Source organism: Pseudacidovorax sp. (assembly GCF_017991995.1).
GTDB lineage: Bacteria > Pseudomonadota > Gammaproteobacteria > Burkholderiales > Burkholderiaceae_C > Xenophilus.
Genome location: NZ_JAGOPN010000007.1, coordinates 152,928 through 169,194, shown reverse-complemented (window position 1 = coordinate 169,194; position 16,267 = coordinate 152,928). Strand labels below are relative to the sequence as shown.

The following is a 16,267-nucleotide window of genomic DNA, read 5'->3' as shown; positions in this document are numbered from 1 at the left end:
AATGGTTGGCGCTGGGTCGCCGCCGTTCAGGCGATCTCGCAGCGCACCTGCGCTTGCGCGAGCAGGTCGGGGAAGGGCGCCGGCGGTTCGGCGTCGGTGAAGAGCCGATCGATGGCCGTGAGCGTTGCCACCTGAACCATCGCCGGCCGGTTGAACTTGCTGGCGTCGGCCGCCAGCCACACTTCCCGACCCTGGCCGATGATGGCCTGGGCCACCTTCACCTCGCGCAGGTCGTAGTCGCGCACGGTGCCGTCCTGCTCGATGCCCGAGCAGCCGACAAGGGCGATGTCCACCTTGAACTGGCGGATGAAATCCATCGTCGCCTCGCCGACGACGGCGCGGTCGCGGGCGCGCACCGTGCCGCCGGCCACGATGACCTCGCAGGCCTCGTTGCCGGCCAGGATGTGGGCCACATGCAGGTTGTTGGTGATGACGCGCAGCCCGCGGTGCTGCAGCAGCGCCCGGGCGATGGCCTCGGCCGTGGTGCCCACGTTGAGGATCAGCGAGCAGTCGTGCGGCACCTGCGCCGCCACGGCCCGCGCGATGCGGGCCTTCGCCTCGGCATGGAGCATCTGCCGCTGCGGATGGGCGATGTTCTCGATGGTGGAAACCGGCACCCGCACGCCGCCATGGAAGCGAGCCAGCAGGCCGGCGTCGGCCAGGCGCTGCACGTCGCGGCGCACCGTCTGCAGCGTCACGCCCAGTTCCTCCGCCAGCTCCTCCACGGTGGCGCTTCCGCGGGTGCGGACGGTGTCCAGCAGCTGGACTTGGCGAGGGTTGGAGTGGTTCACGCGCGTCGATCCGAAAACAAACGAAATGATAAGGGCAAAAATTTGCGGCAAAATCGCGCCAAAAGGAATCGAAATGAACGAATCCGAAAGCATTCGCGCCGCCAGCTTCGAGCTCGACCCCATCCAGTGCGACGTGCTGGTCGTCGGCGGCGGCATCAACGGCTGCGGCATTGCGCGCGACCTGGCCGGCCGCGGCTTCAAGGTGGTGCTGTGCGAGCAGGACGATCTGGCCGCGCACACTTCCTCGGCCTCCACCAAGCTGATCCATGGCGGTCTGCGCTACCTGGAGTACTACGAGTTCTCGCTGGTGCGCAAGGCGCTGGCCGAGCGCGAGGTGCTGCTCAAGAGCGCGCCGCACATCATGTGGCCGCTGCGCTTCGTGATGCCGCACGACCCGGCCATGCGGCCGGCCTGGATGATCCGCGCCGGCCTCTTCCTCTACGACCATCTGGCCAAGCGGGAAGTGCTGCCGGGTTCGCGCAGCGTCGACCTGCGCCGCCACCCGGCCGGTGCGCCGCTCAAGTCGCGCTACAAGCGCGGCTTCGTCTATTCCGATGGATGGGTGGACGACGCCCGACTGGTGGTGCTCAACGCCCTCGACGCACGGGCGCGCGGCGCGCAGATCCTCACCGGCACCCGCTGCGTGGCGGCGCGTCGCAGCGCCGAGGGCTGGACCTGCACGCTGGAGACGGCCGACCATGCCGCCCGCGCCGTGCAGGCCAAGGCGCTCGTCAACGCCGCCGGCCCCTGGGCCGAGGCATTCCTGCGCGGCGCGGCCACGCCCGCGGGCGGCGAGTCGCTGGCCAAGCGCAGCCTACGGCTGGTGCAGGGCAGCCACATCGTCGTTCCGCGGATGTTCGAGCACGACCATGCCTACATCTTCCAGAACCCTGACCAGCGGATCATCTTCGCCATCCCCTACCAGCAGGACTTCACGCTGATCGGCACCACCGACCTGGAACTGGAAGGCCATGACCCGCGGGCCGGCCGCATCACCCCGGGCGAGATCGACTACCTGTGCGAACAGGCCAGCCGCTACTTCGAGCGTGCCGTGACGCCGGCCGACGTGGTGTGGACCTATTCCGGCGTGCGCCCGCTGCTGGACGACGCCTCGGGCGATCCCTCCGCGGTCACGCGCGACTACCTGCTGGAGCGCCACACCGAGGCCGCGCCGCTTCTGTCGGTCTGGGGCGGCAAGATCACCACCTTCCGCAAGCTGGCCGAGGATGCGGCCGATGCCGTCGGCGAGATGCTGAACGACCGGCGTCCGGCCTGGACCGAGACCGCCCCGCTGGCCGGCGGCGAGCTGGCAAGCTGGCTGTCCCCGGAGAGTCGCCGGCTGCCGCCGGATGCACAGTTCGAGCGCTTCGTGCAGGAAGTCCAGCGGCGCCATCCCTGGCTCGAGGCGGCGCTGGCGCGGCGCTGGTCGCGCGCCTACGGCACCCGCATCGCCCAGGTGCTCGGCGATGCGGCGGCCATGGCGGACCTGGGGGCCGCCGTGGCGCCGGGCGTGTTCGAGCGCGAGCTGCGCTACCTGGCCGACGAGGAATGGGCACGCACCGGCGACGATGTGCTCTGGCGCCGCTCCAAGCTTGGCCTGCACCTGGATCCGTCGCAGCGCGAGGCGGTGGACGCCTGGATGCGCCAGTTCGCCATCGGGCCCAGCCTGCGCGCAGCCCACTGAGCCCGGGCGCCCCCCTTGGCCCTCAGCCGACGGTCGAGGACTGGGCCGGCGTGCCCCACCAGGATGCGCCGGATTGCGCAGAGGGGCGGCTGTCGGGCCACCGGATCAGCACCTCGGTGCCGCGGTCGACCTCGCTGCGCACCCGCAGTTCGCCGCCCCCTTCGAGGGCGAACTGCCGGGCGATGGCCAGGCCCAGCCCGGTGCTATGCGCGCGGCCCTTGCCGTTGCTGTAGCCGCGTTCGGTGCAGCGGGCGACCTCTTCGGGCGTCATGCCCACGCCCTCGTCGCGCACTGCCATCCAGACCCAGCCGGGCTGTGCGTCGCGGCCGCTGGCCAGGGTGACCGTGCCACCGGGCCGGCTGAACTTCATGGCGTTGTTGAGCAGGTTGCCCGCCACGCGCAGCAACTCGCCGCGGCCCACGGCCACCCGGCCGCCGCTGTCCAGATGGGTCTGCAGGCGCAGCCCGTCGCGGGCCGCGATGGGCTGGACCATGCGGGCGACGTCCACCAGCACGGCGTCGAGCGCCAGGGGGCCGGTGGCCGGCTCGTCGGCCGCGGGCACCGTGGCTTGCAGCTCGCGCGAGGCGAGGCCCGCCTTGGTGGGCGATGTGGGCTCGGCGGGCATCGGGGGCATGTCGGCGCCGCCGCCACGCGCCAGCCGCCGGCCGTTGAGGGCACCGACCAGCTCGCGCAGCATGTCGGTGGCATGGCCCAGGCCGGCCAGGGCGTCGGCCTCGCCGGGATGGCGCTTTCGCAGCATGGCCAGGCTCAGCTGCAGCGACAACATGGGCGTGGCCAGGTCGTGCAGCACGTTGGCCACCAGCGTCTCGCGTTCGAGCACCAGCTCGGCCTGGCGCCGCATGTCCTCCCGGGCCACGCGCAGCGTGGCCCGCAAGGCCAGTTCACGCTCGATGGACTGGGCCATGGCCTCGAGCAGGTCGATCTCCTGCTCGCCCCAGCGCCGCGGCACCTGGTCGATGACGCACAGGCTGCCGACCACCTGCCCCTGGTGCCGCACCGGCACGCCCAGGTAGGCGGCCACGCCCAGCGTGCGTACCGTCGGCACCTCGCGCCACGGCGACTCGGCCCGGGTGTCCTCGATGGCCAGTGTCCGGCCGAGCGCATGGGTGTAGTGGCAGAAGGTGCGTCCCGCCATGGTGCGGGTGTCGGACAGCGGAGGCCCCGCACCTTCGATCGCCTTGTAGTGGTCGACCTCGGGCCCGATGGCGCCAAAGAACGAGACTGGCGAATGCGTGAGCCTGCGGACCAGGGACACCGCATGGCCGACGGCTTCGTCCACGTCGCGGTCGAGCAGGCCCAGTGCTGCGGTCAGCGCGACGCGGGCAGGTTCGCGGACGGCGAGGTCGATCTCGGATTCAGGCGGGCAGAGCGCCGCAGCCGAGGCGCCGGTGATGCGCTGGGGTCCCGCGCCGGGCGTCGGGAAGGAAAGGGCGTCAGCGCTCATGGGTGGAAAGTGGGTCCGGGGGGGCGGAGGCGCCCAGTGTCGCGCCTTTGTAGGACATTGGCGGGGGTGGCCGGCTCCGGACGGACGATGAACACCAAAGTTCGAGTGGGACAAGAGGCCGACCTGGCCAGCCGCCCGCCGCCTGCCGGGTCGGCGTGCGCTGGCGGTCAGCCCGCCACGGCGGCAGCGAGGTTGCGCCGCGCCTGCGGCTCCCGTTCGGCACGGATGCCGGCCGTGAGGTAGAGCGGCTGGCGCGCCAGGAAGCCCGCCATCAACTGCCGGCGCCGCGGCTCGAACACCTCGGGCGGCACATGGGCGTATTCGGCGCGGATCTGGCGCTCGTACTCGGCGTAGCGGGCGGGCGGTGCGCCGAGGATGGCCAGGTCCACATCCAGCAGCAGCCGGGTGTCTAGGTCTTGCGGCGCCTGCGCGCCGGGCTGGCCGTGGCGCGTCGCCATCACCAGGGCATGCACGCGTCCGGCCGCTTCGGCGGGCGCGCCCGCCGTGATCAGGGCATCCCGTGCCCAATCGGCGCTGCGCGCCTCGTTGTCGCCGGCCTGCACGTCGTACACGGCGTCGTGGAACCACAGGGCCAGCGCGACCTCGGGGGGCCGTTCGGCCAGATCGCGGTGCGCGGCCAGCAGGTGCAGGCACTCGTCCAGGTGCTGCAGCGTGTGGTAGTGGCGCTGGGGCTCGACATAGCGGGTGCAGAGCTGTTCGAGCAGCCCAGCCGGTGCTCGCGTGCCGATTTCGGTCCAGGCCTGCAGCCAGCCGGCGCCATGGCGGGCAAGGAAGGTGTCGCGGTCCATGGCGGCGGCTTCTTCGCTCACTGCGCCATCGCGGCGCGGACGGCGGCGCCCAGCTCGAGCACCGCCATGGCGTAGTAGCTGCTCCAGTTGTAACGCGTGATGACGTAGAAATTCTGCGTGCCGGCGACGTAGCTGGCCGGCGCACTCGGGCCGTTCTGCAGCTCGATCAGGGCCAGCAGGCCCCGGTGGCGCAGGCCGTCGGCGTCGAGCTGTGCGCCGCCGGCGACGAAGGCATCGGCGCTGAAGCTGGGCACGATGTCGGGCGCCAGCAGCACGGGCAGTTGGGCGCGGGCCGCATCGACGCGCACGCCGTAGGTGGCCGGCAGGCCCGGCTGCCAGCCGAAGGCCTTGAAGTAGTTGGCCACCGAGCCGATCACGTCCTGCGGATCGTTCACCAGGTCGATGCGGCCGTCGCCGTCGTAGTCCACCGCGTACTTGGCGATGCTGCTGGGCATGAACTGCGGCATGCCCATGGCGCCGGCGTAGCTGCCGACCGGCGTCGTGGGGTCGGCGTGGGTGCGGCCCTCCTGCGTCAGGAAGTTCTCCAGCTCGCCGCGGAAGAAGGCCTGGCGCTGCGCGGCGCGCGGATGGGCCTGCGGAAAGTCGAAGGCCAGCGTGGCCAGCGCATCCAGCACGCGGAAGCTGCCCATCTGGCGGCCGTAGATGGTCTCGACGCCGACGATGCCCACGATGATCTCGGCCGGCACCCCGTAGTCCCGCTCAGCCCGCGCCAGGGTGGCGGCGTTGTCGCGCCAGAAGCGCACGCCGGCGCCGATGCGCACCGGCTCGACGAAGCGGCTGCGGTAGGCGGCCCAGTTCTTGGCGCCACTGCCGGCCGGTGCGGGCAGCATCAACCGCGGCACGTTGGGCAGCAGGCGGGCCTGGCCGAGCGTTGCGCGGACCCAGGCGGGGTCCAGGCTCTGGCGGGCAGCGATCTCGTCGGCAAAGGCCATGGCATCGGCGCGGCCGGCATAGGCCTCGCCGACGGCAGCGGTGCGCTTGGCGGCCTGCTTGCCGCCCTGCTTGGCGGAGCGGGCAGCGTCGCCGCGCCTGGACGTGGCGCCGGCATCGAGGGCCGGCAGGGCCAGCGACGCGCACAGCGCGAGCGGCAGGAACGGGAAGGAGCGCATCCGGCCGATTGTGCCGAAGGGTGCGCGCATCGCTCACCCTGGCCAGCGCAGGCGCCGGAAGTCGCGCCGCAACGCGGCCAGGTCGTCGGCCGGATCGCGTGCGTAGCGCTGGGCCTCCAGCCGCAGCAGCCAGTCGCGCGTCGGTGTGGCGGCCTCGCCGAAACGCGCGGCGAGCAGCTCCGCCATGCGCCGCGGCGGACTGTCGGGCGGCACGCTCACGCCGGCCCGGGCGAGCCGGGCACGCGCCCGGGCCAGCAGCCGCAGCCACGGGTCGGTGCGTCGACGCTCGCGCCAGGCCCAGGCCGCGCCGCCCAGGCTGGCGGCCACCAGTGCCATCAGCAGTACCCGGGCCAGGTCGGCCGGGCTGGGGCTGTCCATGCCGAGGGCCTTGAGCAGGTCCAGCTGCCGGGTCTGCGTGTAGTTCAGCACCCGCTGGTTCCAGGCGTTGTTGACCGCCTCCCACAGCGCGCGGGCGTGCTGCATCAGCGTCGGGCTCATGGCGCCGATGGCCCCGGCGAAGAAGCCGGGCGGGGGCACCAGGCGCTGGAACTGGCCCACGCGGCCCGGCGACACGGCCGCCGTCGGGTCCACGCGCCACCAGCCCTTGTCTTCCTCCCACACCTCGGCCCACGCATGGGCGTCGCTGTTGCGCAGCGTCCAGTAGCCGTCCACCGGGTTGATCTCGCCGCCCTGGAAGCCGGTGACGATGCGCGCCGGCACGCCTGCAGCCCGCATCAGGATCACGAAGGACGAGGCGATGTGCTCGCAGAAGCCGGCCTTGCGGTCGAACCAGAACTCGTCGGCCGTCTGTGCACCATAGACGCCGGGCTCCAGCGTGTAGACGTAGCCACCCGTGCGCAGCCGCTGCAGCACGGCGTCGACCAGCGCGGTCGTGCTGCCGCCGGCCTGGGCCTGCAACTGGCGGGCGAGCTCGGCTGTGCGCGGATTGCTGCCGGGCGGCAGCGCCAGGTAGAAGCCGGGCAGGCCGGCTCGGCGCACCGGGCCGCTCGTGAAATCCAACTGGCTTTGGCCGCGGTAGCGCAGCAGGTCGCCGATGGGGCGGTTGGTGCTCCACTGCAGGTCGCCGCCCTGGAGCGCGCGCAGGCCGTCGGGCAGGGCGGGCGCCGTGCGCATGGCGTCCAGGGCCAGCAGCCAGGGGCGGTTGCTGGGCTCCAGCGTGATCTCGTAGCCAACTGGCTCGCCGCGGCTGCGCAGCTGGGGCAGGCCGCGCTCCCAGGGCTCGGGCGATGTCCATTCGACGCCATCGAAGCGCGACAGCACCGGCCCGCGGAAGTACAGCGCGGTGCGAGTGGGCGGGGCGTCGCCGTCGAAGCGCACGCGCGCGGCGATGCCGTCGTCCAGCGCCAGCTGCGCGATGGTGCCCACGCGCATGGTGGCCGAAAGGCCGCTGCGCCCGGTCATGCCCTCGTTGGGCGTGCCCCACAGCGGCGCCAGCCGCGGGAAGAAAAGGAACAAGGCCAGCATGACGGGCGCGCCGGCCAGGGTCATGAAGGCCGCGATGCGCGCGGACTGCGCGAGCGGCGGCCGGCCAACCGGCATGTGGGCATTGACGAGCGCAGTGAGCAGCCCCATCAGCGCCAACAGCATCAGCGCCGCCGTCAGCAGCGACTGCGACTGGAAGAAGCTGGTGAGCATCACGAAGAAGCTCAGGAAGAACACCACAAAGGCGTCGCGCCGGGCGCGCAGTTCCAGCGTCTTGAGCGCCAGCAGTACCACCACCAGCGTGACGCCTGCCTCGCGGCCGATCAGCGTGCGGTAGCTCAGCCAGGTGGCCGCCAGCGCGAGCAGCAACATGCCCACGCGCCAGCGCCACCCCGGCAGCGGCGCAGAGCGCCAGGCCAGCAGCCCGCGCCCCACCAGCACGGCGCCGGCCAGGACGCTGGTCCACAGGGGCAGCGTTGGCACCTGCGGCAGCAGCACCACCGCGATGACGGCCAGCAGGAAGAGCGTGTCGCGCGCGTCGCGCGGCAGGCCGGCGGCGCGCGCGCGAAGGCGCGGGGACAGGGCGGTCATGGCGGCATCACGGGGCAAGGGCCAGGGCTTCGAGGCAGGCACGTCGGTGGGCTTCGCCACGCGACGGCCCCAGGCTGCGCCCGCCGATGCGCAGGCCGTAGTCGAGCTCCAGCCGGTCGGCCTGCAGCACCCAGGCAGTCAGGCGGGACAGCCGCGCCTCGGCATCGGGCAGGCCGGTGGCGGCGGCATCCAGCCAGAGCGAATGGCGCGAGGACTGCTGGCTGTCGCGGCTGACCAATTCCTCGGAGCCGGCCGCCTGCGCGCGGGCCACGCGCTTCCACACCAGCTGGCGCAGCGGGTCGCCACGCTGGTAGACGCGCACCCCTTCGAAGCCGCTGCCGCCGGCCTGGCGCCGGGCCGGGCTGGTGTTGTCCGCATCCGCGGGGCCGGTGGGCAGCGGCGGCGCACCCACCTCGGCGGCAGGCCAGACCAGCAGTTGCGCCGCCGGGCGCCAGACGGTCCAGACGCGGAAGGCGCCCATCGGAAAGCGCGTCTCGGCCGTGAGCATGGGCACGGCATGCAGGCCGCGGCGTGGCGGCAGGAAGCCGATGTCCACCGGGGTCTCGCCCTGCGCGGGCACATCCGTCCACGACCAATGCCCGCTGCCTCGCACGGCCAGCCCGATGCCGAAGCGCGTGCGCCGGCCCGTGTTGTGCAGCACCACCCGCAGCACGGCCGCCGTGCCCGCATGGCCGGGCACGGGCGGCAGCAGGTGCATCTGCAGGCCGCGCAGCGTGCCGTGGCCCACATGCATGCCCGCCACCGCGCAGCCAGCGATGAGGAAGGTCAGCAGGTAGCCCAGGTTGAGCTGGTAGTTGATCGAGGCCACCAGAAGCACCAGCAGCGTGGCGGCCAGCAGCAGCCCGGCGCGGGTCGGCAGGATGTACACCTGCCTTTGCGTGAGCGTGACCTGGTCGCTGGGCGCCCGGCGCGCGAGCAGCCAGGTCTCCATGCGCTGGCGCAGGGCGAGGGCCATGAGCGCGTGTGTCAGGGCAGCGCCACGGCGGCCATCATGGCGCGCACCTGCTCGACGGCGCCCCGGCCGGCATCGCCCACCGGGTTGAGGCGATGGGCGATGGTCTGCGGCAGCACGGCCTGGATGTCGTCGGGCGCCGCATAGTCGCGGCCGGCGAGCAGCGCCTGAGCCTTGGCGGCCCGCAGCACGCCGATGCCTGCGCGCGGCGACAGACCCTGCAAGAACCATCGGCCGGAACGCGTGGCCTCGATCAGGTCCTGCAGGTAGGCCAGCAGTGCCGGGGCGGCATGCACCTGCAGCACGCGCTGCTGGATCGCCCGCAGCTCGCCCGCGGTCAGCAGCGCGGGCAGCGTGCCCAGCATCTGGCGGCGATCGGCGCCCGAGAGCAGTTCCAGCTCGGCCGCCCGGTCCGGGTAGCCGAGCGAGATGCGCATCAGGAAGCGGTCCAGCTGCGACTCGGGCAGCGCGAAGGTGCCGAGCTGATCCAGCGGGTTCTGCGTCGCGATGACGAAGAAGGGCTCGGGCAGGGGGCGGGTCTGGCCTTCGATGGTGACCTGCTTTTCTTCCATGGCCTCGAGCAGCGCGCTCTGCGTCTTGGGGCTGGCGCGGTTGATCTCGTCGGCCAGCAGCACCTGGGTGAACACCGGGCCGGGATGGAAGACGAAGCCTTGTTGCCCGCGGTCGTAGATGGACACACCCGACAGGTCGCCCGGCATCAGGTCGGCGGTGAACTGGACGCGCGAGAACTGCAGTCCGAAGGTATGGGCCAGGGCATGGGCCAGCGTGGTCTTGCCGACGCCGGGCACGTCCTCGATCAGCAGGTGCCCGCCGGCGAGCAGGCAGGCCACGCCGTCGCGCACCTGGGCGGCCTTGCCGACGATCACCGTGTTAAGCTGATTCAGCAAGGCGGCGAGCTTGGCGGCCACGTCCATTTTGGTATCCATCCGCAGAAGATAGCGCATGCGCCCCGGCCGGCCGCCGCCTGGGGCCATGCACGAGAAGACGAGACATGGGCAACACCGGCTACTACACGCACCGCGATTTCTGGAAGCACGAAATGGGGCGCGGCCACCCGGAATGCCCCGAGCGCCTGGACGCGATCGAGGACCGGCTGCTCGTCACCGGCGTGGCCGATGCGCTGGAGCGCCACGACGACGACATTCCCCTGGCCACGCTGGCCCAGATCACCCGGGCCCACAGCGCGGAGCATATGGAGCGGCTCGAAGCCCTGGCCCAGCGCCTGGTGGCCGATGCGCCCGCCGGCGGCCCTGACCATGCCCCCGTCGACCCCGACACCTCCCTCTGTCGCGGCACGCTGCTGGCGGCACGCCGCGCGGCCGGTGCCGCCATCGCGGCCACCGACGCGGTGATGGGCGGGCAGCTGCAGAACGCCTTCTGCGCCGTGCGCCCGCCGGGCCATCATGCCTGCCGTGAGCAGGCCATGGGCTTCTGCTTCCTGAACAACGTGGCCATCGCGGCGCGGCATGCGCTGGACGAGCACGGCATCTCGCGCGTGGCGGTGGTGGACTTCGACGTGCACCACGGCAACGGCACCGAGGACATCCTGGCCGGCGACCCACGGGTGCTGATGGTGGGCATCTTCCAGCATCCCTTCTACCCGTTCAGCGGCACCGACCATCCGGCCGACAACATGGTCAACGTGCCCATCCCGGCGTACACCCGCGGCATGGACGTGCGCGAGATGATCGAGGCGGTGTGGATGCCCCGGCTGGAGGCCTTCCGGCCCGAGCTGCTGATCGTGAGCGCCGGCTTTGACGCCCACCGCGAGGACGAACTGGGCCAGCTCGGCCTCAACGAGAACGACTACATCTGGATCACCAGCCGCATCCGCGAGGTGGCCGACCGGCATGCCAAGGGCCGCATCGTCTCGATGCTGGAAGGCGGCTACAACCTCGACGCGCTGGCGCGCAGCGTCGAGGCGCATGTGCGGGTGCTGGCCGACCTCTGAGCGCTGGCGCGCTCAGGCTTGCCATACGCCATAGCCGGCCTCGCGCAGGCCGATCGCCAGTTCCACCTCCATCTCGACGGCGGCGCGGTAGGGCATGGGGTTGTAGGCCTCGTACAACTCGGGCATGAGTCGCTCGCCGTACTTCAAGACGAAGCGATTGGCCTGCACCCCAGCCATGTGGCGGTCGAAGCGCAGGTCCGGGTCCAGGCCGGTCATGCCGACGTAGACGCAGGGCTTGAGGATGTCGTGGTCCGGGTTGGCGCGCCGGAAGGCCGGCTCGTTCCACACGCGCTCGGACAGCAGCACGACGTAGACGTGGTGGTGGTCTCGTGAGCGGCGGCGCGGCATGGGCCGATGATTGTGCGTCGGCACCCCGCATGCCGAAGGTTGCCGGCTGACATCGACGTCTGCTTGCCGGGCCAACGCCGCTTGTTACCCTCGCGCCTCCCGCAACTCCCGTGATCTTCCCCGAAGGGGAAGCCGCCAGCGCATGCTCGACTGGAATGGATTCGTACAGCGCCTCTCCGAGGTGCATGCCCGCACACTGTGGACCGAGATCGCCGCGCTGGTGCTGTGCCTGCTGCTGGCCTGGGGCGTGACCCGGTGGTTCGGCCGCGACCAGCCGGGTGATTCGCTGTGGTTCGGCGAGAAGAGCTTCGACGGCTTGCTCTTTCCCCTGCTGGCGCTGGCCTTCACGGATCTGGCGCGGCGGCTGCTGCTGACGGTGCAGCCCACGCTGCTGCTGCGGGTGGCGGTGTCGATCTTCCTGGCGCTGCTGGCCATCCGGCTCTTCGCGCGGGTGTTGCGGCGGGTGTTCCCGGCTTCTGCGCTGGTGCGGCTGGTGGAGCGCACCATCTCATGGGTGGCGTGGGCGGCCGCCATTCTCTGGATCGTGGGGCTGCTGCCGCCCGTGCTGGACGAGCTGGAGGCGATCAACCTCGGTTTCGGCAAGACGCGGGTCAGCCTGCGCACGCTGTTTGAAGGCGTGCTGTCGTGCGGCGTGGTGCTGATGATCACGCTGTGGATCTCGTCCACCATCGAGAAGCGGCTGCTCACGCCGGCGGTGAGTGACCTGTCGATGCGCAAGGTGGCCTCGAACGCGGTGCGTGCCGGGCTGCTGCTGGTCGGGCTGCTGTTTGCCTTGTCGGCGGTCGGCGTGGACCTGACCGCGCTCTCGGTGCTGGGCGGCGCGCTGGGCGTGGGCCTGGGCTTCGGCCTGCAGAAGCTCGCGGCCAACTATGTGAGCGGCTTCGTGATCCTGCTGGAGCGCTCGATCCGCATCGGCGACAGCGTCAAGGTCGACACGTTCGAAGGCCGCATCACGGACATCAAAACCCGCTATACGCTGATCCGCGCCGGCAACGGCCGGCAGGCCATCGTGCCCAACGAGTCGATCATCACGGGCCGCGTCGAGAACCTGACGCTCGCGGACCTCAAGACCAATCTCAACACCGTCATCGCCGTGGGGTACGACAGCGAGCCGACGCAGGTGCAGGCGATCCTGTGCGAGGCCGCCGCCGCGCAGGACCGGGTGCTGGCCGACCCGAAGCCGGTGGCCTTCCTCACCAACTTTGGTGCCGACGGGTTGGAGTTCACGCTCAACTACTGGATCAGCGATCCGGACAAGGGCAGGGACAACGTGCGCTCGGCGGTCAACATCGCGGTGCTGGAAGGACTGCGGCGAGCCGGCATCGACATTCCTTTTCCGCAGCGCGTCGTGCGGGTGGCGTCGCTGCCGGCCGGTGCGGGCCCGCAGACGCCCCCGGGCGGGGGCGGCGACAGCCAGCCCTCGGCTGGGGACCGGATCGCCACCGGAGGCGCCTGAACGAGGCCGTTGCGGGCCGCGAAAGGGGCCCGACCGGTGATGAACGGCCTTTCCAGCGCCGGCCTTGTCCCTCGGTTCGTGTCGCCAATGCTGCAGCGCACGAGGAATCCGTCACTATAATCTTCAAAAAAGCACGATCGTTCTTTTTATGGCGCCGGCGCTGGCCGCCCGCGTCGCCCCAGCGGGCAAAGCACGCCCGCCGGAGGGGTCGCCCTAGAATGTTTTGCTGAGTTGCGCAGCAACACGCCTTTTGCAATCAACGGAGTCAAGCCAATGAAGATTCTGGTCCCCGTCAAGCGGGTCGTCGACTACAACGTGAAGGTGCGCGTCAAGAGCGACGGCAGCGGGGTGGACATCGCCAACGTCAAGATGAGCATGAACCCCTTCGACGAGATCGCCGTCGAAGAGGCGGTGCGGCTGAAGGAAAAGGGCGTGGCCACCGAGGTCATCGCCGTCAGCTGCGGCGAGGCCAAGTGCCAGGAAACGCTGCGCACCGCCATGGCCATCGGCGCCGACCGCGGGATCCTGGTCGAGACCACCGAAGAGTTGCAGCCCCTGGCCGTGGCCAAGCTGCTCAAGGCCCTGGTCGACAAGGAACAGCCCGCGCTCATCATCCTGGGCAAGCAGGCCATCGACGACGACGCCAACCAGACCGGCCAGATGCTCGCCGCCCTGGCCGACCTGCCGCAAGCCACCTTCGCCAGCAAGGTCGAGGTCGAAGGCGACAAGGCCAAGGTCACGCGCGAAGTCGACGGCGGCCTGGAAACCATCAGCCTGAGCCTGCCGGCCGTGGTCACCACCGACCTGCGCCTCAATGAGCCGCGCTACGTCACGCTGCCCAACATCATGAAGGCCAAGAAGAAGCCGCTGGACACCGTCAAGCCCGAGGACCTGGGCGTGGACGTCAAGCCGCGCCTGAAGACCCTGAAGGTCAGCGAGCCGGCCAAGCGCGGTGCCGGCGTGAAGGTGCCCGACGTCGCCACCCTGGTCGACAAGCTCAAGAACGAAGCCAAGGTCATCTGATCGGCACAAACACGACGAAGGAAAGACAAGACATGACCGCACTCGTCATTGCAGAACACGACAACCAGTCGATCAAGCCCGCCACGCTGAACACCGTCACGGCCGCTGCCGCCTGCGGCGGTGATGTCCATGTGCTGGTGGCCGGCCAGAACGCGGGCGCCGCCGCCCAGGCCGCCGCGCAGATCGCCGGCGTGGCCAAGGTGATCCATGCCGACGGCGCGAGCCTGGCCGAGGGCCTGGCCGAGAACGTCGCGGCCCAGGTGCTGGCCCTGGCCGGCGACTACAGCCACATCCTGTTCCCGGCCACCGCCGCGGGCAAGAACGTCGCTCCGCGCGTGGCCGCCAAGCTGGACGTGGCGCAGATCAGCGACATCACGAAGGTCGACAGCCCCGACACCTTCGAGCGCCCGATCTACGCCGGCAACGCCATCGCCACCGTGCAATCGGCCGACGCCAAGAAGGTGATCACCGTGCGCACCACGGGCTTCGACGCCGCCGCTGCCACCGGTGGCAGCGCGCAGGTCGAGACCAAGGACGCCGCTGCCGACAGCGGCAAGAGTGCATTCGTGGGCCGCGAGGTGAGCAAGAACGACCGTCCGGAGCTGACGGCGGCCAAGATCATCGTCTCGGGCGGCCGCGCGCTGGGCAGCAGCGAGAAGTTCCAGGAAGTGATGACGCCGCTGGCCGACAAGCTGGGTGCCGCCATCGGCGCCAGCCGCGCCGCGGTGGACGCGGGCTATGCGCCCAACGACCTGCAGGTGGGCCAGACGGGCAAGATCGTGGCGCCGCAGCTGTACGTGGCCGCCGGCATCTCGGGCGCCATCCAGCACTTGGCCGGCATGAAGGACTCCAAGGTGATCGTGGCGATCAACAAGGACCCCGAAGCGCCGATCTTCAGCGTGGCCGACTACGGCCTCGAAGCCGACCTGTTCACGGCCGTGCCGGAGCTGGTGAAGGCGCTCTGAGGCCCTCGCCACCGCCGAAGCGCAACTTCAAGGGCATCGTTCGCGATGCCCTTTTTTCATTTCACACTGACTTCAGTACCGTAATTCGCTGGACTACGCCGAAGCCAGATACAGCAGGTTTATCAATAACTTAGGCGCGTTCATCATATGCCGGTGCTTTCTGAAACCTGATCCGGCTTCCTGCCTCGTGGCTCCCATGTGGCCCCTGGAAACCGGGTCTTTCCGAGGAGTCATCGTGGCAAAAATCAAGCTCACCAAGTCCGCAGTGGATGCGGCACAACCCCAGGCGCAGGCCGTCGAACTGCGGGACACGCTGGTGCCCGGCTTCCTGTGCAAGATTACACCAGCGGGCCGCAAGGTGTTCATGCTCCAGTACCGCACGAACGCCGGCGAGCGCCGCAAACCCGCTTTGGGCCTGTATGGCGAACTGACCGTCGAGCAGGCCCGCTCGCTGGCCCAGGAATGGCTGGCCCAGGTACGCCGGGGCGGCGACCCGGCCGCCGACAAGGCGGCGGCGCGCAAGGCGCCCACGGTCACGGAACTGTGCGTGAAGTTCATGGAGGATCACTCCAAGCAACGCAACAAGCCCAGCACCCGCCGGGGCTACCAGGGCGTCATCGACCGCTGCATCGTCCCCTTCCTGGGCCGCATCAAGGTTCAGGACGTGAAGCGCCCGGACGTGGCCGGGGCGATGAAGAAGATGGCGCACAAGCCCGCCGAGGCGAACCGCGCTTTCAGCGTCATGCGCAAGATGTTCAACCTGGCCGAGGTCTGGGGTTATCGGCCGGACGGCACCAACCCATGCCGCCACGTCCCGGTGTACCCCGACGGCAAGGCCACCCACCTCATCAGCGACGAGGACATGGGCAAGCTGTTCCGGCACCTTGACGGTATCGAGGCCGAAGGGCTGGAGAACTACGTCATCCCGCTGGCGATCCGCCTGCAATTCGAGTTTGCCGGGCGGCGCTCCGAGATCATCTCGCTGGAATGGGCATGGGTGGATCTGGACAACCGCCGCGTGGTCTGGCCCGATAGCAAGACAGGTGGCATGTCCAAGCCCTTGAGCGAGGAAGCCTACCGGCTGCTGTCCACCGCGCCGCGCCGGGACGGCTGCCCCTACGTGCTGCCGTCGCCGAACGACCCGGCCAAGCATCTCACCGAGGGCGAGTATTACGGTGCCTGGTGCCGCATCCTGAAGGCGGCGGGCGCTACGCACGTGGGCACGCATGGCATCCGCCACCGTTCGGCCACTGACATCGCCAACTCGGGGATTCCGGTGAAGGTGGGCATGGCGCTGACGGCGCACAAGACCGTGGCGATGTTCATGCGGTACGTCCACACGGAGGACGATCCGGTGCGGCAGGCCGCCGAGCTGGTGGCGAACCGGCGCAAGACGATCACCGGGGCGCAACGCACCGAGCAGGCGTCCGCATGAACGGCAAGATGCCGTCGGCTGCGGCAGGCGCGGCGTTGCCAGCCTTTCGTGTCGGAAATCAGGCCCGCCGAATTGTCGCGACGCTGTCGCGACAATTCGAGCGTGGGTCACCAAGCCTTGCAGCAAGGTTGTCACTTGACAACCTTGCGCATCATCCCCAT

General features: G+C 70.4%; 14 protein-coding genes. 6 read left to right on the top strand and 8 right to left on the bottom strand.

Features of this window, described 5'->3' with window-relative positions; translation table 11 throughout:
* Window positions 1-26: 26 nt before the first annotated feature.
* On the bottom strand, window positions 27-791 hold the full coding sequence (locus tag KBC94_RS11770) for a DeoR/GlpR family DNA-binding transcription regulator (protein ID WP_294370199.1): 765 nt from the start codon (window positions 789-791) through the stop codon (window positions 27-29).
* Window positions 792-864: 73 nt separating this feature from the next.
* On the opposite strand from KBC94_RS11770, the gene glpD reads away from it, so the two are divergent.
* Entirely contained in the window at window positions 865-2,475 is a 1,611-nt protein-coding gene (gene glpD / locus KBC94_RS11765) for a glycerol-3-phosphate dehydrogenase (protein WP_294370197.1), read from the top strand.
* 22 nt (window positions 2,476-2,497) lie between these two features.
* Here glpD and KBC94_RS11760 read toward each other — a convergent pair whose 3' ends face one another.
* The 6 genes from KBC94_RS11760 to KBC94_RS11735 form a co-directional block, all read right to left on the bottom strand.
* A complete protein-coding gene (locus KBC94_RS11760; protein WP_294370195.1) occupies window positions 2,498-3,940 on the bottom strand; it encodes a HAMP domain-containing sensor histidine kinase in 1,443 nt (480 codons plus the stop codon).
* 167 nt (window positions 3,941-4,107) lie between these two features.
* Complete coding sequence (locus KBC94_RS11755; protein WP_294370194.1) at window positions 4,108-4,749, bottom strand: N-methyl-D-aspartate receptor NMDAR2C subunit; 642 nt, start codon at window positions 4,747-4,749, stop codon at window positions 4,108-4,110.
* A 17-nt stretch (window positions 4,750-4,766) separates the two neighbouring features.
* Complete coding sequence (mltB, locus tag KBC94_RS11750; protein WP_294370381.1) at window positions 4,767-5,702, bottom strand: lytic murein transglycosylase B; 936 nt, start codon at window positions 5,700-5,702, stop codon at window positions 4,767-4,769.
* Between the two features lie 210 nt (window positions 5,703-5,912).
* On the bottom strand, window positions 5,913-7,913 hold the full coding sequence (locus KBC94_RS11745) for a DUF3488 and transglutaminase-like domain-containing protein (RefSeq protein ID WP_294370193.1): 2,001 nt from the start codon (window positions 7,911-7,913) through the stop codon (window positions 5,913-5,915).
* A gap of 7 nt (window positions 7,914-7,920) precedes the next feature.
* Window positions 7,921-8,889, bottom strand: coding sequence for a DUF58 domain-containing protein (locus KBC94_RS11740; RefSeq protein WP_294370191.1), 969 nt, complete (start codon window positions 8,887-8,889; stop codon window positions 7,921-7,923).
* Window positions 8,890-8,900: 11 nt separating this feature from the next.
* Window positions 8,901-9,821, bottom strand: a complete 921-nt coding sequence (locus KBC94_RS11735; RefSeq protein ID WP_294370380.1) for an AAA family ATPase — start codon at window positions 9,819-9,821, stop codon at window positions 8,901-8,903.
* A 77-nt stretch (window positions 9,822-9,898) separates the two neighbouring features.
* Here KBC94_RS11735 and KBC94_RS11730 point away from each other — a divergent pair, with 77 nt between their 5' ends.
* The gene (locus tag KBC94_RS11730; protein WP_294370188.1) at window positions 9,899-10,858 is read left to right on the top strand and encodes a histone deacetylase family protein; all 960 of its coding nucleotides are present in this window, start codon (window positions 9,899-9,901) and stop codon (window positions 10,856-10,858) included.
* A 12-nt stretch (window positions 10,859-10,870) separates the two neighbouring features.
* Here KBC94_RS11730 and KBC94_RS11725 read toward each other — a convergent pair whose 3' ends face one another.
* A complete protein-coding gene (locus KBC94_RS11725; protein WP_017761807.1) occupies window positions 10,871-11,206 on the bottom strand; it encodes a hypothetical protein in 336 nt (111 codons plus the stop codon).
* A gap of 142 nt (window positions 11,207-11,348) precedes the next feature.
* Here KBC94_RS11725 and KBC94_RS11720 point away from each other — a divergent pair, with 142 nt between their 5' ends.
* The 4 genes from KBC94_RS11720 to KBC94_RS11705 all read left to right on the top strand — a co-directional run bounded on the left by KBC94_RS11720 (window position 11,349) and on the right by KBC94_RS11705 (window position 16,106).
* Window positions 11,349-12,683, top strand: coding sequence for a mechanosensitive ion channel domain-containing protein (locus KBC94_RS11720; RefSeq protein WP_294370182.1), 1,335 nt, complete (start codon window positions 11,349-11,351; stop codon window positions 12,681-12,683).
* 273 nt (window positions 12,684-12,956) lie between these two features.
* A complete protein-coding gene (locus KBC94_RS11715) occupies window positions 12,957-13,706 on the top strand; it encodes an electron transfer flavoprotein subunit beta/FixA family protein (protein ID WP_294370181.1) in 750 nt (249 codons plus the stop codon).
* 32 nt (window positions 13,707-13,738) lie between these two features.
* Window positions 13,739-14,671 (top strand): electron transfer flavoprotein subunit alpha/FixB family protein, encoded by a 933-nt coding sequence (locus KBC94_RS11710; RefSeq protein WP_294370180.1) that lies wholly within the window; start codon window positions 13,739-13,741, stop codon window positions 14,669-14,671.
* A 235-nt stretch (window positions 14,672-14,906) separates the two neighbouring features.
* Window positions 14,907-16,106, top strand: coding sequence for a site-specific integrase (locus tag KBC94_RS11705; protein ID WP_016451583.1), 1,200 nt, complete (start codon window positions 14,907-14,909; stop codon window positions 16,104-16,106).
* Window positions 16,107-16,267: the final 161 nt, after the last annotated feature.